The sequence below is a fragment of the Archangium gephyra genome, assembly GCF_049060025.1.
Taxonomy (GTDB): Bacteria; Myxococcota; Myxococcia; order Myxococcales; family Myxococcaceae; genus Archangium; species Archangium gephyra_A.
The window spans coordinates 4,073,278-4,095,637 of sequence record NZ_JBMEQQ010000002.1; the positions used below are offsets into that span (position 1 = coordinate 4,073,278).

Annotated in this window: 22 protein-coding genes and 1 pseudogene; 15 read left to right on the top strand and 8 right to left on the bottom strand. The window is 68.0% G+C overall.

Annotation, left to right across the window (positions count from 1 at the left end):
• The first annotated feature begins 42 nt into the window (after window positions 1-42).
• Window positions 43-1,416 carry a BON domain-containing protein gene (locus tag ACN28I_RS17700; protein ID WP_420943169.1) on the top strand — a complete coding sequence of 458 codons (1,374 nt, stop codon included), beginning with the start codon at window positions 43-45 and terminating at the stop codon, window positions 1,414-1,416.
• A 40-nt stretch (window positions 1,417-1,456) separates the two neighbouring features.
• Here ACN28I_RS17700 and ACN28I_RS17705 read toward each other — a convergent pair whose 3' ends face one another.
• Window positions 1,457-3,100, bottom strand: coding sequence for a R3H domain-containing nucleic acid-binding protein (locus ACN28I_RS17705; RefSeq protein ID WP_420943170.1), 1,644 nt, complete (start codon window positions 3,098-3,100; stop codon window positions 1,457-1,459).
• 204 nt (window positions 3,101-3,304) lie between these two features.
• On the opposite strand from ACN28I_RS17705, the gene ACN28I_RS17710 reads away from it, so the two are divergent.
• Window positions 3,305-3,700, top strand: a complete 396-nt coding sequence (locus ACN28I_RS17710) for a hypothetical protein (RefSeq protein WP_420943171.1) — start codon at window positions 3,305-3,307, stop codon at window positions 3,698-3,700.
• Between the two features lie 48 nt (window positions 3,701-3,748).
• Complete coding sequence (locus tag ACN28I_RS17715; RefSeq protein WP_420943172.1) at window positions 3,749-4,678, top strand: phosphatase PAP2 family protein; 930 nt, start codon at window positions 3,749-3,751, stop codon at window positions 4,676-4,678.
• A gap of 32 nt (window positions 4,679-4,710) precedes the next feature.
• Here ACN28I_RS17715 and ACN28I_RS17720 read toward each other — a convergent pair whose 3' ends face one another.
• Window positions 4,711-5,823 carry an AAA family ATPase gene (locus ACN28I_RS17720; protein ID WP_420943173.1) on the bottom strand — a complete coding sequence of 371 codons (1,113 nt, stop codon included), beginning with the start codon at window positions 5,821-5,823 and terminating at the stop codon, window positions 4,711-4,713.
• Window positions 5,824-6,126: 303 nt separating this feature from the next.
• On the opposite strand from ACN28I_RS17720, the gene ACN28I_RS17725 reads away from it, so the two are divergent.
• The 7 genes and pseudogenes from ACN28I_RS17725 (at window position 6,127) to ACN28I_RS17755 (ending at window position 13,884) form a co-directional block, all read left to right on the top strand.
• Window positions 6,127-6,738, top strand: coding sequence for a hypothetical protein (locus ACN28I_RS17725; protein WP_420943174.1), 612 nt, complete (start codon window positions 6,127-6,129; stop codon window positions 6,736-6,738).
• A 354-nt stretch (window positions 6,739-7,092) separates the two neighbouring features.
• Entirely contained in the window at window positions 7,093-9,087 is a 1,995-nt protein-coding gene (locus tag ACN28I_RS17730) for a serine/threonine protein kinase (RefSeq protein WP_420943175.1), read from the top strand.
• A 226-nt stretch (window positions 9,088-9,313) separates the two neighbouring features.
• Window positions 9,314-10,466 (top strand): annotated as a pseudogene (locus tag ACN28I_RS17735) (IS4 family transposase).
• Window positions 10,463-11,407 carry a DUF2381 family protein gene (locus ACN28I_RS17740; RefSeq protein WP_420943176.1) on the top strand — a complete coding sequence of 315 codons (945 nt, stop codon included), beginning with the start codon at window positions 10,463-10,465 and terminating at the stop codon, window positions 11,405-11,407. The pseudogene ACN28I_RS17735 and the gene ACN28I_RS17740 overlap by 4 nt, the downstream one beginning before the upstream one ends.
• Before the next feature lie 730 nt (window positions 11,408-12,137).
• Entirely contained in the window at window positions 12,138-13,004 is an 867-nt protein-coding gene (locus ACN28I_RS17745) for a hypothetical protein (protein WP_420943177.1), read from the top strand.
• Window positions 13,004-13,354, top strand: a complete 351-nt coding sequence (locus ACN28I_RS17750; protein ID WP_420943178.1) for a hypothetical protein — start codon at window positions 13,004-13,006, stop codon at window positions 13,352-13,354. Before ACN28I_RS17745 ends, ACN28I_RS17750 begins: the two co-directional genes overlap by 1 nt.
• 356 nt (window positions 13,355-13,710) lie before the next feature.
• Window positions 13,711-13,884, top strand: coding sequence for a hypothetical protein (locus ACN28I_RS17755; RefSeq protein WP_420943179.1), 174 nt, complete (start codon window positions 13,711-13,713; stop codon window positions 13,882-13,884).
• A gap of 118 nt (window positions 13,885-14,002) precedes the next feature.
• Here the strand turns inward: ACN28I_RS17755 and ACN28I_RS17760 are convergent, their stop codons facing one another.
• Window positions 14,003-14,923, bottom strand: coding sequence for a sigma-70 family RNA polymerase sigma factor (locus ACN28I_RS17760; protein WP_420943180.1), 921 nt, complete (start codon window positions 14,921-14,923; stop codon window positions 14,003-14,005).
• A gap of 162 nt (window positions 14,924-15,085) precedes the next feature.
• On the opposite strand from ACN28I_RS17760, the gene ACN28I_RS17765 reads away from it, so the two are divergent.
• Window positions 15,086-15,541, top strand: coding sequence for a carboxymuconolactone decarboxylase family protein (locus ACN28I_RS17765; RefSeq protein WP_002621435.1), 456 nt, complete (start codon window positions 15,086-15,088; stop codon window positions 15,539-15,541).
• 655 nt (window positions 15,542-16,196) lie between these two features.
• On the opposite strand, the gene ACN28I_RS17770 is transcribed toward ACN28I_RS17765, so the two are convergent.
• Window positions 16,197-16,496 (bottom strand): DUF5953 family protein, encoded by a 300-nt coding sequence (locus ACN28I_RS17770; RefSeq protein ID WP_420948659.1) that lies wholly within the window; start codon window positions 16,494-16,496, stop codon window positions 16,197-16,199.
• Window positions 16,497-16,734: 238 nt separating this feature from the next.
• Here ACN28I_RS17770 and ACN28I_RS17775 point away from each other — a divergent pair, with 238 nt between their 5' ends.
• Together ACN28I_RS17775 and ACN28I_RS17780 are read left to right on the top strand one after the other, a co-directional pair.
• A complete protein-coding gene (locus tag ACN28I_RS17775; RefSeq protein WP_420943181.1) occupies window positions 16,735-17,907 on the top strand; it encodes a serine/threonine-protein kinase in 1,173 nt (390 codons plus the stop codon).
• A complete protein-coding gene (locus tag ACN28I_RS17780) occupies window positions 17,904-18,356 on the top strand; it encodes a helix-turn-helix domain-containing protein (protein WP_420943182.1) in 453 nt (150 codons plus the stop codon). The genes ACN28I_RS17775 and ACN28I_RS17780 overlap by 4 nt, the downstream gene beginning before the upstream one ends.
• On the opposite strand, the gene ACN28I_RS17785 is transcribed toward ACN28I_RS17780, so the two are convergent.
• From ACN28I_RS17785 to ACN28I_RS17800, 4 genes are all read right to left on the bottom strand, one after another.
• Window positions 18,346-18,684 (bottom strand): helix-turn-helix domain-containing protein, encoded by a 339-nt coding sequence (locus tag ACN28I_RS17785; protein ID WP_420943183.1) that lies wholly within the window; start codon window positions 18,682-18,684, stop codon window positions 18,346-18,348. The genes ACN28I_RS17780 and ACN28I_RS17785 overlap by 11 nt on opposite strands.
• A gap of 96 nt (window positions 18,685-18,780) precedes the next feature.
• The gene (locus tag ACN28I_RS17790) at window positions 18,781-19,461 is read right to left on the bottom strand and encodes a hypothetical protein (RefSeq protein ID WP_420943184.1); all 681 of its coding nucleotides are present in this window, start codon (window positions 19,459-19,461) and stop codon (window positions 18,781-18,783) included.
• A gap of 108 nt (window positions 19,462-19,569) precedes the next feature.
• Window positions 19,570-19,914, bottom strand: a complete 345-nt coding sequence (locus ACN28I_RS17795; protein WP_420943185.1) for a hypothetical protein — start codon at window positions 19,912-19,914, stop codon at window positions 19,570-19,572.
• Window positions 19,844-20,260: a hypothetical protein gene (locus tag ACN28I_RS17800; RefSeq protein WP_420943186.1), complete on the bottom strand. Its 417-nt coding sequence runs from the start codon at window positions 20,258-20,260 to the stop codon at window positions 19,844-19,846. The genes ACN28I_RS17795 and ACN28I_RS17800 overlap by 71 nt, the downstream gene beginning before the upstream one ends.
• Before the next feature lie 418 nt (window positions 20,261-20,678).
• Between ACN28I_RS17800 and ACN28I_RS17805 the strand changes: the two genes are divergently transcribed.
• Both ACN28I_RS17805 and ACN28I_RS17810 read left to right on the top strand, forming a co-directional pair.
• Complete coding sequence (locus ACN28I_RS17805) at window positions 20,679-21,512, top strand: type VI immunity family protein (protein WP_420943187.1); 834 nt, start codon at window positions 20,679-20,681, stop codon at window positions 21,510-21,512.
• Between the two features lie 145 nt (window positions 21,513-21,657).
• Window positions 21,658-22,359, top strand: a complete 702-nt coding sequence (locus tag ACN28I_RS17810) for a DUF2339 domain-containing protein (RefSeq protein ID WP_420943188.1) — start codon at window positions 21,658-21,660, stop codon at window positions 22,357-22,359.
• Window position 22,360 lies beyond the last annotated feature (1 nt).

Below are 22,360 nucleotides of genomic sequence, written 5' to 3' on the forward strand. Positions count from 1 at the left end.
TCGACCAGGACAGCCGCGAGGAGTACCACCGCGGAGGACTCGATGCGGGGCACGCCGGGAGTCCGCCGCGCGGGTGGGCCCGGAGAGGAATTCGGCGAGGGCTTCTGGAGCGAGGTGTCGCGCGAGCGGGTGCGGGGAGACTTCGACCGCTACGGCGCGCCCGGCGCCCAGCCTACCCAGCCCTACGACACGGATCGCTGGAGCGCGGGCCAGTACGGGCTGGGGGCGAGCGGCAGCCGCGAGGACTACGACCGCTACGGCTGGGGCCAGGGCTGGAGCCAGGATCAGGGCCGCGACCGGGGCTACGGCACCCGGGGCTTCGGCGATGACGACTACCGGCCACCGCGCGTGCAGTCCTCGTTCATCGAGCACCAACCGCGCACCGGCTACTCCACCAGCACCACGCGCGACATGGACCGGGAGATGGGCCACGGCGCGGGCCGCGGCGGCATGCAGGGCGCCTACCCCTACTACGAGCAGTCCCCCGAGCTGCCGCGCCGCCAGGGCCGCGGACCGCGCAACTACCAGCGCTCGGATGACCGCATCCGCGAGGACATCTGCGACCGGCTGATGCAGGGCTGGATGGATGCCGACGACGTCACCGTGCGCGTGGAGAAGGGCGAGGTCACCCTCACCGGCACCGTGAAGAGCCGCGACGAGAAGCGCGCCATCGAGGACCTGACCGAGGAGGTGCTCGGGGTGAAGGAGGTCAGCAATGAGCTCCCGGGTCGCCCGCGAGCAGCAGCGCGAGGAGGACTCGCGGAGAGAGCCGGGAGACCCGCAGGGCCGGACGCTGCACTCGTGAGGGCGGTGCCCCACACATCTGACAGGAGAGGAGTCCACATGGCACAGCGAGACAACGACAGCCCAGGCCAGGAGCAACGCTTCCCCGTGCGCGCGCGGCGGATGGAGCGCCCGGTGCGCGACTACGGAACCGAGCGCGGAGAGCCGGGCCGCCCGGGCTACGGCTCGTTCGGCGCCGAGCGCGCCTACAACCAGGGGGGCTACGGAGGACTCGGCGCCTACGAGCGCGGCTACGCCCCCCGCAGCTATGACGCGAAGCTGGACCGGATGGAGGCCCGGCGGGGCCCGGTGCGTCCGCCGCGCGGCTACCAGCGGGCGGATGACCGCATCCGCGAGGACGTCTGCGAGCGGCTCATGGAGGGCCCCGTGGACGTGGGTGACGTGGAGGTCACCGTCAGCAATGGCGAGGTGACCCTGAGCGGCACGGTGGAGGGGCGCTGGGAGAAGCGCACCATCGAGGACATCGCCGGCAACGTGCGCGGCGTGCACGACGTCCACAACCGCGTGCGCGTGAAGCCCATGGGGGACAGACCCATGGCCCAGGAGGCGGCGCGCAAGAGCGACGAGCAGCCGCGGGAGCACGGGGACGCGCAGCCGTACATGGGCGACTGAGCGTCCGTGACACCCCGGAGGGCGTGTGGGGACCGTGGCCTCAGGCCATGCCCTCCACGCCCTCCTCGCCTTCCAGCTCCTGCTGGTCCCGGGGGATGTCCACCAGCGCGCCCAGCGGGTAGATGATGAGGTGGCGCTGGGGCTCGCTGCCGTGGCTCACCGTCTCCAGGTGGTAGCGCGAGACGAGCCGGTGCTGCAGCTTGCGCAGCCGCGGAGGCCTCGGGGCCAGGGGCACCACCACGCTCTCGCTGAGCACGCGCTGGATGGCGTGCTCGGCCTCCATGACGGCCTCGCGCACCTGGTCCTCGTCCACGCCCTCGGCGATGAGGAAGACGTCGCGCAGCACCCGCCGCATCTCCGAGGAGCTGTTGCGCTTGATGGCCAGCACGCGCGCCCCCGTCTTCTCCGAGACCTTGCGCAGCTTCGGATCATTGGCGCGCGAGCGCAGCGTGAGGATGACGTCCGCGTTCTCCAGGCGGCCCACCACGCGCGCATCCGGGCCCAGGTCGCGCAGCACCCGCTCGAGCAGGTCGCGGCTGGCCGCGTGGGCGTAGATGCGCGTGGTGCCCTGGCGCAGGCCGGGCTGGGCGCCCGCGCTGGCACCACCGCGGCGCGGGGCCGCCCGGGAGGCAGGAGGCTCCGAGGTGCGGACCGGCAGCGGGGCCACCGACTGCGGCTCCTCCTTCACCTCCACCTGGCCCTCGACGAGCTGGCGCCGCTCGCCGCCCACGTTCTCCCCCGCCAGCAGCCGGTCCACCGACTGGGCGGTGTCGCGGTGCACCAGCACCTCGTCGCGGCTCACCATCTCCACCACCACGTCGAAGGTGGGCGGCGCGCGGCGCTCGTTGATCGTCTTCTGCGTGCGGCGCCGCCGTGCCTCCTCGTCGCTGAGCGTGACGGTGTGCACGCCGCCCACGAGGTCCGACAGCGTGGGGTTGAGCACCAGGTTCTCCAGCGTGTTGCCGTGGGCCGTGGCCACGAGCTGCACGCCGCGCTCGGCGATGGTGCGGGCCGCGGAGGCCTCGGCCGAGGTGCCTATCTCATCGACGATGATGGCCTCGGGCATGTGGTTCTCCACCGCCTCGATCATCACGTCGTGCTGCTTGTCCGGCCGGGACACCTGCATGCGGCGCGCGCCGCCGACGCCCGGGTGGGGGATGTCGCCGTCGCCACCAATCTCGTTGGAGGTGTCCACCACCATGACGCGCTTGCCCAGGTCATCGGCGAGCACGCGGGCCACCTCGCGCAGCTTCGTCGTCTTGCCCACGCCGGGCCGGCCGAGCAGCAGGATGTTCAGGCCCGAGGCGATGAGATCCTTGAGCATGTCGATGGTGCCGAAGATGGCGCGGCCCACGCGCAACGTGAGGCCCACCACCTTGCCCTGCCGGTTGCGGATGGCGGAGACGCGGTGGAGGGTGCGCTCGATGCCGGCGCGGTTGTCCTCGCTCACCGTGCCCACCTGCGAGAGCACATGGGCCAGGTCCTCGCGGGAGATGGGCTTCTCCGAGAGGCGCACCACCCGCCCGGTCAGCCGGGCCTCGGGCGAGCGGCCGAGGTCCATCACCACCTCGAGCACCTCCCCGGGAGGCAGGTCCCGGACCGCGGCCTGCAACGGCTCGGGGAGGACACCCATGAGGAGCTGGAAGTCGTCATCAGGAACGGCACTGGCGTCGCGTTGACTCATAACGTGTCTAAAGGTGAATCCTTCCGAGCCGGGTTGCACGTGGTCTGGCGGCCGGGGGGCAGCGGAGCACCCGATGCGAGCGGGCATCCAGGGGCAGCGCCGCTCCCTCGTGACTGGGTGCTTCCCACTGTCCTGCATAGCTCAGCGGAAGGGGGCATGACCCGGGGGCTCCCCGCCCCCTGCCCCCGCCCGAGGAGCGACCCCATGGCCCGGTACGACAAGGACCCCGACACGCAGATCATCACCAACCACAGCAAGCCCCCCGACAAGACGAAGGGACGGATGAGCGTCCGCGATGCGGCCGCGATGGAGATGCCGCAGCAACACCTGGAGACCCACATGCCGGGGACGGTGGTGCACGGCTTCGGAGCCGGCCAGCCGGACACGATGAAGCGGCACACCTCCACCGGAGACACCTGGACGCCGGGCACCGGGGACACGGTGACGGCGCTCATCGAGCAGATCTTCCAGCTCCCGTTCCAGGCGCAGCTCGGAGTGATGCGGATGATCGCCCCCCGGATCCTCGGCGCCATGGACGCCCGGGACCAGGAGTCCTTCATGACCAACCTGCGCATGGAGGCTCGACAGCCACATGGGTGACGAGGGCATGGGGACGCAGTCCATGGACAACCCGGACATCCAGGGCACGTGATCGACTTCCTCTGGGGACCGCGCTCCCTCATCGCCATCCAATCGTGGCTCGGGGACGCGCCCGGATGGACGCTCCTGGCACAGGTGCTCTCGCTGCTGGGGGACACCGCGTGCGCGCTGGTGCTCTTCGCGCTGGTGCGCTGGAGGGCGGGGCGCGGGGCGGCGCTGTCCGTCGCCAGCCTGTTCATGCTCACGGGACTGGTGGACCTGGCGCTGTGGGAGCTCGTGGACCTGCCGCGCCCCCGGGAGCCGGGAGTCGTGGTGCGCGATGACCCCGCCGTGTCCTCGTTCCCGAGCGGGCACACGGTGACGTCCGTGGCGCTCTTCGGGTGGCTGGCGCTGCGGGGGTGGATTCCCCGCGCGGTGCCCTGGCTGGTGGTGCCCGGGGTGATGCTCGCGCGCCTCTACCTGGGGGCGCACTACCTGGGCGACGTGGTGGGCGGGCTGCTCATCGGGCTCCTGCTGCTGGGCGGCTATGCGCGCCTGTGGCCCGCGTTGTGGCGCTGGGGCGAGCGGCGCCCCTTCCGGTTCTTCGCGTCGTTCGGACTCGGCATGGTGGCCACCATGTCCTCCGGGGTGTTCCTCTTCGGAGGAGACAGGCGGGCCTGGCAGGTGCTCGGCTTCGCCGCGGGCCTCGTCCTCGGCGTGCTGGTGGACTCGAGGCTTCGGGGCGACACATCCGTCCGCGCGCCCCGTGTCCAACGCTCCCGTGGGTTGGCGCTCGGGTCCGCCGTGCTGCTCGCGTTGCTGGTGCCCGCGCACCTCGGCGCGGCGCCGCCCCTCCAGGGGTTGCTCTACTTCCTGGCGATGCTGTGGGGCGCCCTGCTGTTCCCGAGAGCCTTCCATCTCCACCCCGCGGAAAGAACGGTGGCTCGCCCGGAGGACTGTCCACCCTTCCGCCGCCAAACCACCCCGCCCAGCTTCTGACCGATGCACTGAAGGTGCGCGGGGCGGGAAACCTACGCGTCCTCGGGCCTCTCGCCGCCCTCCACCACCGTGGCGCCGAGTTCCTTGGTCAGCCGCACCGGGTCCGCGCGCGAGCGCCTGGCGATGGCCTGGGCGAGGGGCTCCGCGTGGGTCGTCACCCAGACCTGGCTGTGCATGGAGGCATCCACGATGAGCCGGCCCAGGGGCTCGAGCAGATCCGGGTGCAGGCTCGTCTCCGGCTCGTTGAGCGCGAGGAAGGCGGGAGGCCTCGGGCTCAGCAGCGCCGCCAGCAGGCACAGGTAGCGCAGGGTGCCGTCCGACAGCTCGCGCGCCGCCAGGGGGCGCCGCAGCCCCGGTTGGTGGAGGAAGAGACTGAAGCGGCCCTGCGGCGCCTGGATCTCCACCCGCGAGCCGGGAAAGGCATCCTCGAGGGCCCGCTCCAGCCCTTCGGCGTCGCCAATCTCGATGATGGTCTGGAGCGCGGCGGCCAGGTCCCTGCCGTCATGCGCCAGCACGGGCGTGCGCACGCCCACCTGGGGCGAGCGCTGGGGCGCCTCGGGGTCCGTCCGGAAGTGGTGGTAGAAGCGCCACAGGCGCAGCGCGCGCTGCACCTCGGCGAGGCGCGGGAAGCGGTGCGGCTCGGAGAGCTGCGCCATCACCGACTCACCGGCCCAGAGCTGCATGGGGAAGGTGGTGCGGTTGCCCTCCGAGTCACGCAGGAAGGCGGTGCGGTCCTTGCGCTCCATCAACACCGCGCGCCGCCGGGCCTCCACCGTCCACAGGTATTCCTCCTTCACCTCGGGGTCCAGGTTGAAGAGGCTCGGGGACTCCCTGTCCTTGCCCGAGGCGGGCGGCACGGGGCCGAGGCTCAGCTCGTAGGCGAGGTCATCCACGGTGACGCCGACCGTCATGCGCACGGGCTTCTTGTCGCGCGAGCCCGCCCACAGCACGCTGGGCATGCCGCCCTCCTCCGCGAGCGTCTGGGCCAGCCGGCCATCGGCGGCGGCGGCCAGCAGGTAGAGCGAGCGGTAGAGGTTCGTCTTCCCGCTGCCGTTGGGCCCCACGATGACGGTGAGCGGCCCCACGGGGAGCGCGAGCTGGCGCACCGAGCGGTACCCGGAGACCTCGAGCTGGGTGATGGGCATGGCGGCGCACACCCTAAGCCAGGCAAGGCCGGAAGCTGGTCACTTGTAGTCGACTACAAGTGAAGAATACAAAATATGTAAGATAAGCAAGTCTACACTTGTAGTCGACTACAAGTGACACCCGCAGCGGTACACCACCGGGCGGAACGGCTACTCGGCTTGAACAGGAACGAGTGCTCAACCTGGCCGTCATACGCAGCCGAGCCACACCACCGTGAACGCCCCTCCGCCAACCAGGCCCATTCCGTAGAAGGCCGCTGTGGCACCGCTCGCATGATGACGGACGTCATGTAGAATGAGCCTATGCCAGAGGTCAACAAGGCGGCCGCCTACGACGAGATTCAAGCCCTTGTGCGTTCGGATTGCCCGGTCGCCGAGGGAATGGCGCACGTCATCACGCACTGCGAACGCCAGCATCCGCACCCAGCCTGGAAGCGGCTGAGTGCCCTCGATGTGGACAGCGACATCCAGCATCTCGAGCGCTGGTTGACTCACCTATTCCAGTCCGCCCCCCCACCCCCCGAGATGACCGGTTTCTGGTTCGGTCTCTTCAATCCGTATCGAGGCGACGAGCCCTCCGCGGACCTCTACGTCGCTGGCAACCCCTACGATGCCAGCAAGGGTGATTGGCCCTGCGGTCCCGCATGGTTTCCAGAAGGGCGCTACGCACATTCGCAGGTGCTCTCCCGCGTGTACTCCATCGCCTACGGTAACTCGCAGGGGGCGTTGATGAATGAAGCGACCTACCCTCTCAACCTCGCCTTCGCGGCCTTGAGCGTGAGGACGCTCGCGCAGAAGCTCGACAGCAAGCTGCTACTCGCCGGTGCGCAGGAGCGGATCTTCGTGGTCGGCTTCGACTCCGGTGACGAGATGGTGCTCGGACGACTTCACGAAGGCGGATTCGATAAGGCGTAACGCAACAATCTTCGCGGTTCTCAAACACCGGGCCAGGTCGAGCACCGACTCCGGAGCCGTCGAGCATCAGCACGGGCTCAGGTAGGTTCATCGCTCGATCCTTTGCGCCTGTAGGCGCGAGCCTCATCGCTGCTGGGGCTGGGACCAGTAACTTCCGTGAAGCCCCGCAGGGCGGACCTGTTGTTCTCCACGGTGGCGCTGCCAGGAGGTTGAACCCCCCTGCGGTGCGCCACTCCGGGGCTGGAGGCCGTTGAGCGGAACTGCCGTCGCTTCTGCTAGCCTCCCCACTCCGGAGGTTGAGCGCATGACCGAACTCCCGCCGTCCCCTGCCGGTGTCTCCGGTGGAGGGAGGCCGTGAAGCACGAGCCGGTGGAGGAGGTGGTGCCGCCGGGCGTGGTGGTGGGCGGCTACCGGGTGGAGAAGAAGCTGGGCGCCGGGGGCCAGGGCAAGGTGTACCTGGCCTGGCGGGACGGGCGCCCGTATGCGCTCAAGTTCATCCACCTGGCGCGCGTGGGGGAATGGGGCTGGCGCGAGCTGTTCATCCTGCTGCGCCACAAGTTCCCCAACGTGGTGCGGCTGCTGAGCCATGTGGAGTGGCCGGAGGACCAGCCCGAGTTCCTCGTGCTCGTCATGGAGTACGTGCGCGGCCGGACGCTGCAGCGGTGGGCGCGGGAGGAGAACCCGTGCGCGCGCGTGGTGGCCGTGGTGCTGTGGAAGCTGGCGCGCGCACTGGCGAAGGTGCACGCGGCGGAGGTGCTGCACCGGGACCTGAAGGACGACAACGTGCTGGTGCGCGAGGCGGACGGGGAGCCGGTGCTGGTGGACTTCGGAGCCGGCGGAATGCCCGGCGCCCCGCGCGTCACCCGCGGCGCGCTGGCCCCGGGAGACCTGCACTTCCGCAGCCCCGAGTCCGTGGCCTTCTTCCTGCGGGAGAGCCGCGAGCCCGGGGAGCGCTACCACTACTGCCCGGCGGACGAGCTGTACGCGCTGGGCGTCATCCTCTACGCGCTGCTGACGGACACCTACCCCATCGACGATGCGGAGCCGCTGATGCTGGCGGAGATCCTCACGCGCCAGCCCGTGCCGCCGCACGAGGTGAATGAGCGGGTGCCCCGGGCGCTCAGCGTCCTGTGCATGCGGCTGCTGGAGAAGCAGCCCACGGCGCGCCTGGCGAGCGCCGGGGCGCTGTGCGAGGCGCTCGAGGAGGTGCTGAAGGAGGCGAAGGGAGACGCGGCCTGGGACGTGCCCCTGTTCCCCGGCTGGGACGAGGACGGGAGCGGCGAGGAGGCGTTGGGGGACGCGGAGCAACCGGCCTGGCTGCGGCGGTGGGTGCGGCAGAAACCCCGGCGGGGCAAGCGGCCCGCTCCGGTGGAACCCTCCTCTCCGGGCCCGCTGCCGCCCGCGCTGCCCACGCCCACCTCGGCCCCCCTCACCTGGCCCGCCGCCGTGTTCCGCCACGCGGACGTGCTGGCCTCGCTGCTGAAGGCGGCGGTGGTGCTGGGCGTGCTGGTGCTGGCGGGCCTGGGGGCGGACCAGCTCCTCCAGCGCTGGTGGCCCCCGCCGCCGCCCGCTTCCAGCCAGGGCCCCCTACCCTTGGACTTGCCCTGGACGGAGCCAACCTGGGCCGACGGGGGCGGCGGCGAAGTGGCGCCCAGGTGGCAGCCGCCGGAAGCTGACCGGGCCGCAGCTCCGCCCCCGGCGGAGGCCACCCCTGCGGCCGCCGCCCCTCTCGCGGCGCCCTCCAAGGACAACGCCTCCGTGAAGAAGCAGCCGAAGACCCCCCGCCCCCAGGGGGACACGAAGCAGAAGGGCATGGGTGCCGTTGTGCGCGGTGCCTGCGCTGGCCTCGTCGGAGCCGCCCTGCAAGCCTGCACCGGCGGCACGGCCCCCCAGGTGCGCCCCACGCCCGCACCTGTCGAATGCCCCGCCGATTGGAAGGCGTCACACGAAAGGTTAGGTATTTTCAGCGCGGGGGAAACCGTCGTGCTGCAAGGGTACGAGGGGGAGAACACCGAGAGGGCCCCCGTGCGGGAGGGGCCCGTTACCGTGGTGCTGGGCGGGGACGGCATCGGCAAGCTGCCTCGGGGTGCGTTGCTTTACGGGACGTTGCAGCTTGGGGAAAGCCGCTTTTATGGCACCTTCACCCGGGCGCAGATTCCAGGCGGGGACGCCTACCCCGTGTGTCTGGTTATTGGCCTGGAGGTCCCGTCAGCCATGCCGGGTGGACCGGATTGCCCCGCCGGACTGGGCGACTGCCCCGCGCACGAGAGCAGGCCCGGCAACGTGAAGATGTTCACCCGCTTTGACGTGTTCCCGAAGGGCTCTAGCTACCAGGGCGGTTATTTCTAGACATGCCGCCGCACCCTTGCGCCTAACACGGGCCCGCCAGCTGTCTGACGCGGGCCCGCTTGCATTCTGGAGGTTGGATTCCCGTGCTGCCCCCGTCCCCTGGCGCCCTCTTGGCGCTCGCCCTTCTCGCTGGCGCCTGAGGCATCCCCTCATCTAGCAAGCAGGCGAGGAAGCGTGTATCTGGCCATATGGTTTGAGCAGTAGGGTCATGGATGTTACCGGAGAAGTGGGTACTCAAGCCATCAACGAACAGCAGGTGCACGAATTCCTCGCCGGACTCTTCGGAGAAGACCTCCACGCCAAGAGGGTCCTGTCGCTCTCCCTGGCGACGCTGGGCGTCATCCACGCCGCGAGCCTCTCGGTGTACGCCATAGGGCAGGCGCTGGCAGTGGCGAGGGGGAAGAAGGGCAAGCACGGGGTGAAGCAGGTGGACAGGTTGCTGTCCAACACGGGAGTGGACGTGTGGCACCTGCTTTCTCTCTGGGTGCCCTACGTCATGGGACAGCGAACTGAGGCTGTGGTGGCCTTGGACTGGACGGACTTCGACGATGACGACCACACCACGCTGGTGGCCTCGCTGCGCACAGGACACGGGCGCTCCACGCCCCTGGTGTGGCTGACGGTCCACAAGTCCGCGCTCAAGGGAATGCGCAATGACGCCGAAGACAGCGTCCTGCTGCGGCTGCGGGAGTTGATTGCGCCCGAGGTGAAGGTGACGATTCTGGCCGACCGGGGCTTCGCGGACCAGAAACTCTATGCCCTGCTCGAGCAGTTGCGCTTCGAGTACGTGGTGCGCTTCCGCCAGCGAATCATCGTCACCAGCGCGCAGGGAGAGCGCCGGACGGCAGCGGAGTGGGTGCCCACCTCAGGCCACCTGCGCAAGCTCAAGGGCGCACGCGTCACGGCCGATGAGGTGGAAGTCGCCGCGGTGGTATGCGTGAAGAAGAAGGGCATGAAGGAGCCCTGGTGTCTGGCAACCAGCCTGGGGGAGAAGCTCCGGAGCCCAGGTGGTGACTCTCTACAGCGGGAGATTCACCATCGAGGAGAGTTTCAGGGACGTGAAGGATTTGCGCTTTGGCATGGGCCTGTCCTCCTTCCGAATCGCGGAGACGGACAGGCGTGACAGGCTGCTGCTACTGAGTGCCTTCGCATGTGCCCTGCTGACGCTGCTGGGGGCTGCTGGCGAGAGCCTGGGTATGGAGCGCCACCTCAAAGCCAACACCTCCAAGAAGCGCACCTACTCCCTCTTCCGCCAGGGCTGCATGTACTACCAGGCTCTGCCCAATATGCCCGAAGCCCAGTTGCGGCCTCTCATTGATCGCTTCGCCCAACTCGTCTGTGAACAGCTCGTTTTCCGTGAAGCTTTCGGCCTTATATGAGGGGATGCCTCAGCGCTGGCGCCGCACAGGCCGCCGAGCCGCCGCCCCCCGTCCCCCTCTGTGCTGCTACCTCCCGCATCGACGTGGCGGCGGACCCCACGGGACAGGCCCCCGAGGTGTGCGTTAGTCCGAACGAGACGACAACGTTTGCGTTTGACTCCCGCCTTGCTGCGGGGGCCGTGGAGGTCCAGCCAGAGGGCCGCCTTGCGGATTGGACCCCGGGCAAAGAGGGTCTGACTCTCCACGTCATTCCCAAGGGGGATTTTCTGCCAGGGGAGAGGGTCAAGGTAACGGTGCGCTTTGCGGATGGCGCGGCCCCGGCAGGTGCAACCTTCTGGCTCGTGGGCCATGCGGCAAGGGGGGCGCGGCGCGTGGAAGTGTTCCGCAAGCCCCGCCCGGCGGACGTGCTCCAGAAAGAGAAAGACGAAGCACAGGCCGAAGCCCGCCAATGCCAGGAGGACAAGACGCGGCTTCTGGCCGAGCGCAAGGAGCCCGGCGGGCTCATGGGCGCCGCGTGGCTGGAGCGTGAAGAGGCGGTTGATTCGCGAGACATTGGGAGGGAGTTGAAGCACGACCCGGCCAACGCACTGCGGACAGAGGCGGCCCGAAGTTACAGCCAGCGCAAAGGCAAAGCTCGCCCGGGAAGCATGGCGGTAAGGCTTCGACTCGCAAACCCTGGCGCCGAGCCCTGGACGGCGGCGGGGGCGGTGTTGAAGGACGCGACGGGCGCGGAGGTGGAGCTTTCCGCGTGGCAAGAGTCGGCCATTGCCCCCGGCGCAACGGGCTTTGTCGTGGTGGGCGCGGAAAGGGAGCCGGGGCAACTCGCCTGCCCCTGCACCCTCAAGCTGTGGGAGGCGCAAGGGCCCCGCACCGTCACCCTCGGGAACGTCACGTTCCCGGCTGAGGAGCAAGCAGGGAAGCAAGGCGCGGCGCGCGAGTAGCCGCCGCCCCACGGCGGCCCGAGGGAAGCGTAACCTACCCGATGGGTTTTCAGCACCTCACCAGACCCTACGGCTTGACCTTACTGTCCGCCACTCTCTGTAATCGACGGGTTTGGGCTTTCAGCTCGGGCGGCTCGCCCGGAGAGGTGCGGCAATGTCTAGGCATTCTGTCGATACTCGCCCCGTGGACACACGGCGGCCCCTGCGCGCGGGTGCGCTGGCCCTGGCGGCGCTGATGCTGGTGACAGCGTGCGCCACGGGGGCCCCCATGGCTGGAGGCTTGGCGGCTTCCCGTTACCGTCCACCCGTGCCGCACGACTCGCCCGAGCCGTGGGCGCTGGAAGGGGAAGCCGAGGACGGGAGCCAGGAGGGAGAGGCTGTCTTTGCCAAGCTGCCTACGGACTTCGCGCCGGTGCAGGTGAGCGACGCCGAGTTTTCGGCGGCCATGACAACGCTTTGGCTCAACATTCCTCTTCGGGTGGCCGCGTCCCGTCCCCCGTTGTATGTCGGCCGTAGGCTGGCGTTGGCTTCCGCGCCCGTGAGTGGCGAAGCGTGGCAATCAGACTTGGCCCGCTCGTATGGGCGCCACTGCGAGCGGTGCGGCAGTCCGGGGGACTGTCTGACACTGTTTGAGGATGGGCCCGGTTTCCAGGATGACGACAAGCGCAGCCTTGCGCTTGCTCTGGCGGTGGGCCCTGCCCTGGAGGGCATAAACTCGGAAGTGCGGGCCATGCTCGACCCTACGCGGATGCTCGCGATGGTCAGCATTAGCATCACTGTTTATATGGCGCTGCTGCTGGCGCCCGTGCCCGATCCGATAACGAAGGGAGCGGCTCTGGTGTTTAGCGCCGCCCTATGGGGCTATCTTGGTTATGAATTCTTCGACCTGCTGCGGGCCTATGCGCAGCTTTACGAGGATGCACCCCGGGCCTCTACCTTTGCGGAGTTGCGCGAGATTGGCGAGCGTTTCGGGCGTGTCATCGGCCCTAACAGCGTGCGTATTCTCGTGGTGGTGGCGACAGCGGCGATAGGAGAAACGGCGGCGCTCGCTTCCAAGGCCCCGAAGCTGCCCGGATTTACGCAAGCGTCGGAGAGAGTCGCGACTCGTACCGGGTTGGGCCTGCTGGAGACGGCAACCGGAGCCGAGCGCCTTATTGTCTCTGTGCCAGAGGGGACGATCCGCGTGGTGTTGGCTCCTCATGCCGTGGCCATGGCCGCCCGGGGCGTTGGCGCTGGGAGTCCTGCCCCGACTCGGGGTAAGCTCCTGCCGAACGGACACCGGGCGTGGGGGTCGTTTAGTGGCTTCAAGTCGGCCATGGGGCCAGCGGGCAAAGGCAAGGAGTGGCATCACCTAGTTGAGCAGACCAAAGGGAACGTCAAGCGATTTGGAGGCGAGGCTATACACAACACCGAGAATGTCGTTGCTCTAGACAAGCCGCTACATGACGAGGTGAGCGCCTTCTATTCGTCCATCCAGTGGACCGCAACCAAGTCCTCACGCCTGACGGTGAGGCAATGGCTCAGCACTCAATCCTACGAGGCGCAGCGAGAGTTTGCCTTGCTTGCAATTGAGAACATCAAGAATGGGGTGTGGTAATGGATCTGGGCAGCATCGTGGAGGACTTCGCCCTGAATGTAGCGGCGCAGACTGAGGCAATCATGCGCGGCGATCGTAAGGGGGGGAACAAATATGCGAAGCGATACATAGCTGCCTACAAGAAGCTGCGCGACCAAGGCGAGGCTGGGAGGGATGCTCTCGCGGGACTGTTAGTGCATCCGCGCATGGATGTTCGAGTCAACGCGGCGGCCTGTTTGCTCAGTGATAGGCCCGAGCAGGCAAAGTCCGTCCTTGAGGAAGCGGCCAAGGGGAAAGGCATGGTCCCTTTCTTGGCGTCTCGCGTTTTGAAGTATTGGGACGAGGGCACCTGGAAATTGGATGTTGATTAGGTGCCGCTCAAGACGGGAGATGTGGCCTGTGTTTGGTTGGTTCTCCCGTACCTTTGCTTAGTTTTCATCCCATAGCTTTTTGACGGCCTGCTTTGCCATTTCGACCTTGGCTGCGTCGCGATCAGTCATTACCGTTCCAAGGACCAAATCGAACGGACGCGCATGGACTCGCCCGGACAGATGGGCGCCCCATTTTCAGAGGGAAAACGGGGGTGTGCCTCTGGTCCCGAGTGGAGGCAGATCCGCCCTTGGCGGCTTCGATTCCCGCCGCCTCCAATAGAGGTTGCCCGCCGCCTTGAGTCGAACCCACCCCTAACTGAGGAGGCGTGGAGCATCTTGGGGGACCAAATCGGTTCTTGTCGGACCAAATTTGGACCAAATCCGTACGCCTCAAGCTGTCCACCCTCGCCGTCCTCTCGCTGCTCTCCCTCTCCACCCCGGCCCTGGCCGACCCGCTGTCGCCCACGCCCCTGGTCCAGGTGGCCGAGGCCGATCTGCCCGCGCTGGCCCCGTCCCCGCGGGGGAGATGAAGGAGGTGGGGGCGCTGGTGGCGCGGGCCCTGGAGACGAAGGACAGGGGCCTCCTGGCCTGTGACCTCCCGACATTGCCCTGCCGCCGGTGAGTTCGATCGTCAGTCTCGCGCAAATTTCAGGCCAATGGATGCTCTTGGCTCGGCTTCCTCAGATGCCTTAGCTTATCGGGGTTCCGGACGATGTAGATCGCCGCGATCCTTCCGTCACGAATATCGAGCGCGGTTGTCTGCACGACACCGCGGTCGATACTGATGTAGCCCGGCAAGCCATCAATGACGGAGGTATGCAGCAATGTGGGCGACGTCGCGTTCTTGCGCCGAAGCCCGGCGAACAGGCGCAGCGCACGATCGAGACCGCGGATGATGTTGCGGAAGGCCAAGACCTTACCTCCGCCATCGGTGTGGATCTCGACCTCATTCGCCAACAGCGAGGCGAGCGCTGCGATGTCACCGTCGCGCGCGGCAACGAAGAAGGCTTGCGTCATGCGGTTCGCCTCTGCCGCTTCGACGCTAAAGCGCGGCCGGGCGGCCTGCACATGCTTGCGCGCGCGCGAAGCCAACTGGCGAACCGCCGCAGGCTCCCGGCTGAGCGTCACGGCGACGTCATTCAGTGCAACGTCGAACACGTCGTGGAGCAGGAACGCCGCCCGTTCCAGCGGCGACAAGCGCTCCATCGCGAGCATCAGCGTGACCGTGATGTCGTCGGCGATGGCCTCATCGGGGTCAGTCGAGCCCATCAGCGGGTCCGGTAGCCACGGCCCGACATAAGTTTCCCGGCGCGCGCGTGCCGATTTCAGCTGATCGAGGCACAGGCGCGTGACGATGCGCGTCAGATAGGCCGCCGGGGCATCGACGCCGCCTTCGACTTGCTCCCATTTGAGCCAGGCATCCTGCACGACATCCTCGGCTTCGCTGAACGACCCGAGCATACGGTACGCCAGGCGTACCAGCCGCTTACGTTCTCGTTGAAAGTCCGAAAGGCGAGGGGTCTGCTGCGGCGCTTGGCTCGCCACCTTCTCGCTCTCGCTCCTCGTCACTCACGGCTCCTCTTTGGATTTGCTGATGTGGCGAGCCAGCCCGCCACATTGTGACACGATCGCACGCTGATCGAAAATTTTCCACGGCGTGTCACACAACGGACGGCCCGCTTCGTCAATGCAGCGAGCGTCGCTTGGACGCCGCTGACAAAGGAAGCAGGCATGAACGAGATCAAGAGGCTGGTCTGGCACGAAGTGGCGCCGAAAGGAGCGCAGGCGCTGTTCGGTGTGCATCATTATGTCGCCACCGGCACCAACCTGCCGGAGGAAATGATCCATCTGGTGTTCCTGCGGGTGTCCCAGATTAACGGCTGCGCGCATTGCATCGATCTGCACACGCGCGACCTGCTCAAGACCATGCCAGTGGACAAGGTGGCGCTCGTACCGGTTTGGGCTGAAGTGCCGCACTTGTTCCCACCGCAGTATCGCGCGGCGCTCGCATGGGCGGAAGAAGTGACGCGAGTCAGCGAAACTCATGCCTCCGACGAAGCCTATGCCGCGGCGGCCGCTGCGTTCGAGCCGAAGGATCTCGTCGATCTCACGATCGCGATCGCCGCGATGAACGCCTTCAACCGGCTCGGCGCGCCCTTTCGGATGCCGGTCAAGGCACAGCCTTAAGGCCGTCCCCCGCTCGTGACAAACGCACCAGCGCCAACGATCCACGTGCTCCATAGCGGCACAGCCGCTCCAGCCCCTGCCTGTCGTTCGCGTGAAGGTGCGTGTTGGCCCCGAGAGGCCCGAGAGGGTGTCAAAGAATTCGAGCAACGCGGCCCGGCACAACCCGAGGCGGGAAGGAGAAAAGAGGAAAGGGGGCTGAGAAGTCTCCCAGCTTCCACCGCGCGGCCGCCTCTCGGATCGCCGCGACGAAAGCCCGGTACTGCTCACGCAATTCCTTCAATGCCTGGCGCGTCAAAGCATGCCCCAACGGCCGAGGGCTCCGCTTGAGGTGCGCGGGCCGGGTATGCGGGTGCTGTGGGTAGAATTCCGGCAAGGAAGGGCACTGGGAGCGAGCTGCACATTCAGAACGGCCAAGGGCGCGGCAAGCCACTCAGTTCTGAACAGCCCAACGGTGGGCAGCACACCCTCGCCATGTCGCGCGTATGTCGCATGAACATGCGGAATGACCTGGAACGGGGCGGGACAGGGTGGGACGCGGCGGAATATCGACTCCCAAGCATTCCGGACGGTTACGAGGTAAGGGCGCGAATCTGCTAGAGTTTTCGCACCGCCCAGCGCGGGTTCGATTCCCGCCGCCTCCACTGGATGGCGAGCCTCAAGAGATGGAACGCCCGCCGATCTCCGGGAAGCGCTCATAGGCCCGTTCAAGCGCGTCCAGGTGCGCGGGGTTCTCCAGGTCGAGCGGCGCCTCGGTGAGTCTGACCACCCACCCGCCCGTCGCGGTACGCCGTGAGCGCGACAGCAGCTCCGCGTCGCGGGCCGGGTCCGGGAAGCCGATGGCCTGTGCAGCGGCGTCTGACCAGTCGTTCAGCCACCCGAGGCGATGGGGAATCTCAGGCGAGCGCATGGCACCAGGGGACTTGAGCACCGGCAACCCACGGGGACGCGGCTTCAGGTCATCTGGCCGATTCTTCGTCTGGCGTGCGCGCGGCGCGGGGCGCGCCCCACGGCCCTGTTCTCCTGGCCCACGTCACCGTTCTGTCCTGACGGGTCGGGTGACAACCCCGACTCGGGCAGTGGGCCCACTCTTCCCTTCCACGGCCGGGCATGATACCTGAGTGGTCCTCCAAACCAGAGCAACGGACCTTTTGGATGAGCAAGGGCCGCCGTGAGGACCCTGCCCGGAGCGCGCCATGGACACGCCAATCAGTTCCGAGTTCCCCATCCGCCCCCAGGGGCCCAGCCCCCTTCTGTTCCAGGGGGCGGAGTACCGCTACGAGTACCTGCGCACCCTCCTCGAGCATCAGGACTACAGCCCCACGGTGCTCGCCAGACGCGAGCCGCTGCGAGGCGGCGAGCCCGCGAGTGTCGTCATCCTCCGGCGCGTGGTGATGCCGCCCCGGCCGGAGCGGCGCCAGCGGGCCGTGGAGGAGGTCCAGCTCGCCGCGCACCTTGACCACCCCAACATCGCCCGGGTGTTCGGACTGGAGGAGCATGAGGGCCGGCCCTACGTGGTGACGGAGTACATGGCGGGTTGCCTGCTCGACACGGCCATGGCCGCCGTGCTGCTGGAGGGCCGCCGGCTGTCACCCGCCTTCGCCTGCTACATCGCCGCCGAGGCGGCTGACGCCCTCCACCATGCCTGGAACAGGAAGGGCGAGCGCGGCCAGCCGCTCCACGTCGTCCACCGGGCCGTCAGTCCCATGACCCTCCGGCTGGGCCTCCAGGGACAGGTGAAGCTGACGGACTTTGGCGTGGCCTGGTCCGAGATGACGGGACGGGTCCGCACCGCGCCCCGGGTGCTCCGGGCGGACGTGGCCTACGCGGCGCCGGAGGTGCTGCGCTTCCAACCGCCGGATGGAAGGGCGGACCTCTACTCCCTGGGCATGGTGCTGCTGGAAATGCTGGCAGGCCAGTACCCATTGGACCCGCAGGACGTGAACCTGCCGCCCGGCGAGTCCCCGGAGGTGGTCCGCTACAACTCCACCGTGAAGGCCGAGCGCACCACCTGGGCCAGCGTGGGAGAGCTGGCCGACCGGATCCTCCGCTTCGGTCCGGAGGACGTGGAGCGGGCGGCCCAGGGAGTGCCGGGTCAGCTCAAGCGCATCGTCCACAAGGCACTGCGCGCGCGCCTGGAGGAGCGCTATCAGAGCGGCGCCGAGCTGCGCGAGGACCTGCGGACGTACCTGCGCCTGGGCAAGCCCTTCGGGGCCCAGGAAGCGGCGGCGGAGCTGGCTCCCCTGGTCTTCAATCAGAAGCCCGCTCAGGACACGCGCGCCTTCCCCACCGAGAAGGGAGTCCTGCCCACCCCCGAGGAGGAGGCGCAAGGCGAGGGAGGCGGGAGGAAGCCCCGGCACCGGCCATGACCATGACGCCAGACACGCCCTCTCCCCAGAAGAGAAGGCTGGCCCATCATGCGGGAGAAGTCTTCCGTGAGGCCCGGCGGGCTCTCCAGATGACCCAGGCGGACGTGGCCGAGCGGGTGGGCGTCGTTACCGAGGTGTACGGGCGGATGGAGCGCGGACACCTGATGCCAAGCCCGCCCAAACTGCGGAAGCTCTGCATGGTGCTGCGGGTGGACGCCAACGCCGTCCTGGGACTTGGCACCCGCGAGACGGCAGCCTGGCTGAGGACAGCGACACCCACCGCCGAGGACCCGCCCGCGCTGCGCCGCCTGCTGCGCACCCTGCGCCTGTTGGACGAGGAGCAGCTCGCCGTGCTCAGTGCCATGGTGACGGCACTGGTGAAGCTCACCGGCAGGCGGCAGCCCCCCGTGGGCGAGGAGCAGCCCGTCTCCGGGAAGCTCACGTCGTGAGGTGGGAGTCTGCCGTCTCCAACAGTTTGCGCAGGAGCGCCAGCCGTTCCGGAGGCCAGCCGTGCAGGATGTGGATGATCCGACTCAGCTCCGGAGGCTCCTCGGACTCCTGCCGTCCCAAGGACAGGAGCGCATCCGCGGAGATACCCAGGGCCACGCAAATGCGCCGCAGCGAGGGCACACTGGGCATCATATGGCCCCGCTCCACCCGGCCGTAGACCGCTGGATCCAAGTCAACCTTCCCGGCGACCTCCGCCTGTGTGAGGCCCAGCCGCAGCCTCGCGGCTCGAGCCGCTTCCCCCAGGAGGTGTTGCAGCTTCTCGTCCATGGGCTGCGTCTACCGCAAAGGGAGTGGCGCCGCGAGGACACGTGCACACAAACGCAAGGAGGGGCGCCCACCCTCGCGGATCGGCGCCCCTCCCTGTCAGGGCCTGGCCTGCAACGACGAGCGCTCCAACGCGAGGCACTCCTGGAGCACCGCGATGAGCTTCTCCAGTTCCGCGACGGGTACCTCCTGGAAGGTGACGAACGCCTTGTCGCCCTCGGCCCGGACGCGCACCTCGGTGGTGGCGAAACGCTGAGGAATGAGCTGCCTCAGGAACAGCCAGCGCAGCCGCTCCCGGATGCGGACGTGCTCCCAGACAGGCTTGGGCCTGGGCGGGGAAACCGCCCGCCGCATCTCCTCCAGGCTGCAGTCCGCGAAGGTCTTCACCACCACCGTGCCCTCCGGCTGCGGCACCCGGATGGACAGGAAACCCGGATCCGGGTCCGGCCATTGGCCAATCCCGGGAGGGTTCGCCCGCAGGTACCTGGACAGGAGCTTGAGCCGCTCCACGCCGTACTTCCGGGTGACGGCGCTCCCCCAGTAGGTGGCCGCATCGGTGTACGTGTTCAGTGTCGCCCGGGTGAGTCCCTTCACGTTCCGGCTCAGGTACTCCCACGCGTTCTTGTAGCCCGCGCGCTCCGCCAGATTCCTGCTCAGCGCGGAGTGGTACGCGAGGCCGAGCTGGTCCTGGACCGAGCACCCGGTCGAGAAGAGCGTGTTGAGCTGGGTGGCCACCTTCTTCAACTCCGCGAGGGCTTCTTCCCTCGTCATGACAGTCATGTGTGCTACCTCCCCTCGGGAAGCGCCGCCGTCGGCGGCGATGAGGGCAGGGGGGAGGGCCCACCGGCCCGGACTGGCCGGAGCCCCTCCCCTCCCGCCTGGCTCATGTCAGGCGGACGCGAGCGTCTCCGTGTCCGCGAGGGTGGGCTCGGCGCTGATGCCGTCCTGGATGGCCTCCGTGAGCCGCACCAGCTCCGTCATGGGCACGTCCTGCAGGCTGACGAGCGTCTTGCCCCCCTTGTTGCGCGAGGAGAAGCGGACCTGGGCCACCCCCGAGAACCGGGTGACGATGCTGTCCTCGAGGAACAGCAGGCGCGCCTGGTCCGCGATGGGGACGCGCGAGACGGGCGGCGCCCGCTTGGCCCGGGTGGCCCGCTCCAGCTCATCCACGCTGCACTCGGAGAAGGGCTTCGTCACCACCTTGCCGTCCTCCTGCGGCACCTGGATGCTCATGGGCCCCGGGTCCTCCGGGATGGAGATGTTGGCCACGTCCGCGTAGCGGAGGAGCTTCCCGCAGGTTGCCCATGCCGTGCTGCGTGCAGACGGACTCCGTGAAGTTGCGCGCCACGGTGCCGTAGAGGGACAGGGTGGACTGCGCGAGCGCCTTCACGTGGGCGATGAAGTAGTCCTGCGTGCTCTTGTACCCGGCGATCTCCGCCAGCCGCCTGTCCACGACGTGGTTGTAGAGCACGCCGATCTGGTGGTTGGCGGTGCTGCCCTGCCGGGCCAGCGCGTTGATGGTGTCGCGAATCTGGTCGAGCGTCATGTCGACGCCCACCGCGGTCATCGTCTTGTTCATGGTACGTCCCCCCTCAGGGTGGTGTGCATCGCCACTGTGAATCAGCGGCACACGGAGACAGAGCAGGCCGCGGGCCAAAGACAGACACGAAGTGTTTCAAAGAGTTACGAAGAGGAGATGGGCGGAAAGAGTCCACGTTCTCCACGCCCCGTCCACAAGACGGGACGGTCCTTCGCTTCTTGCCTGGGGGAACCCGTGACTCGTATACCGGCAGGCAGTGCGCCACTTGTAGTCGACTACAAGTGAAGCAAGGCAAATATGTAGGATGAAACAAACTTCACTTGTAGTCGACTACAAGTGAGGAATGCGCGAACCCAAATCCTGACAATTGGCAGAGCCAGCGATGAGCGAGCACTACCCGCGTGTACGGATCGACAAGGGCGATAAGGAACAAAGATTCCTCTGCATCCGGGAAAGCGTGAGCATCACCTTCTACATGAAGCGCTCCCACCAGGAGGTGGTGCAACAGGTGCTGAACGCCCTGGACGTGTACCGCCGTGCGGTGGGCCCCCAAGCCCTCACCAGCTACGCCCATCCCTACGACGAGGACTGGTATGAGCTCGATGACAAGGGCTGGGCCTACATCCGGCAGCACATGCTCGAGGAGCCCGCCGCCTACCCCTGGTTGTGCCAGTCAGACAGCGAAACCCTGGGCTACGAGTTCAACTACGACGGACTCATGCTCGAACTCTACGAGAAGGATCCCGCGAGCCAGGTGTCCTTCTTCCTCCCTACGGAATACCTGGAGGAGCAAGGGCCGGGGCGCGTGCGGGAACTGGCGCTGGAACTGGCGGCGGAGCTGCCCTTCAACTCCGGCCACGCGGGGCTCTGTTTCCACTTCCCGGACACCCTCCTTGGCGTTACCCGCCCCATCCGTGACTTGTCCTTCCGCTACCCCGGAATGGACATTCCGGAAGCACGCTTCATCACCAGAACCATCGGCACGCGGGTGGACGGGGTGCACTGGCTGAACTTCCTGGCCCCCCCTGTGCTGAGGGAACTGGGGGGCGCCGCCGGTCTACGCGCGCGCCTGCACTCACCCGGCACCACCGTGCAGGAGCTCGACGGAGAGCGGGTGTTGGTGACACTGGGGAAATGGCCGGAGGCGGGCGACACGGAGCAGGGCCATACGCTGCCCGCCTGGCGCGAGTTGGCGCGCGTGCTGGAGCCCTGGTTGTACATGAACCGGCCTAAAGAGGACGGCTTCAGCGAGGAGGACATGCGCCGCTGGCAGCGCCGCTTCCTCGACTGACGGCGCGCTGCACACCGCCGCCCGGGCCTGTGCGCGCCGTTGCACAGCCGTTACACACCGCGCCCCGCCCTTCCCTCTGAATGACGCACAGCGCCACGGTTGGCTCGCGCGGTGCAGTGGACCCTCGCCCGGAGGGTCCGAATCGATGAACGCAACGATGTCGACGAAGTGGGATGTGCGGGTGCTGGCCGTGGCGGGCGCGGGGATGATGGCGCTGGCAGGCGTCTTCCTCTGGCGGGACTTGCAAGTGCCGCACGAGCTGCTGCTCGCGGTGGCCGCGGTGCTGGCCTCCTCGGTGGCCCTCGCCGAGGTGCCCCGCCATCGCCCGCTCGTGGGCCCCATCGCCCTGCTCCTCACCGGCCTCATGGGCGGCCTCTGGTACGCGGCGACGAAGTCCGGACTGCTGCTCACGGGCCTGGGCCTCACCGTCCTCGCCTCGGCCGTCACCGTGGCGCGCACCTGGCGCCGCACCGAGGCACGCGAGGACAAGGTGCAGGCCTTCCTCCTCTGGTACGGGCTGGCGGCGGCGGTGATCGCCGCCTCGTGGGCCTTCTACTTCCACTTCTTCACCCTGGGCTTCGCCGCCGATGACCTCGGCCGCCGGCTGGTGCTCACCCTCGGCTGGCTCGCCGCGGGCGTGGGCCTCGTGGTGTACGGCCGTCTGCGTGGCGAGAGCGTCATCCGCGACGTGGGCTTCGCCTTCATCGCCGTGGCCCTGGGCAAGGCGCTCGCCTACGACACCACGCACCTGAGCGGCACGTTGCGCGTCGCCTGCTTCGCCGGCGCGGGCGCGCTCATGCTCGGCGGCGCGTGGCTGTCCTCCCCCCGCACGCCCCGGAGCGCGTGAC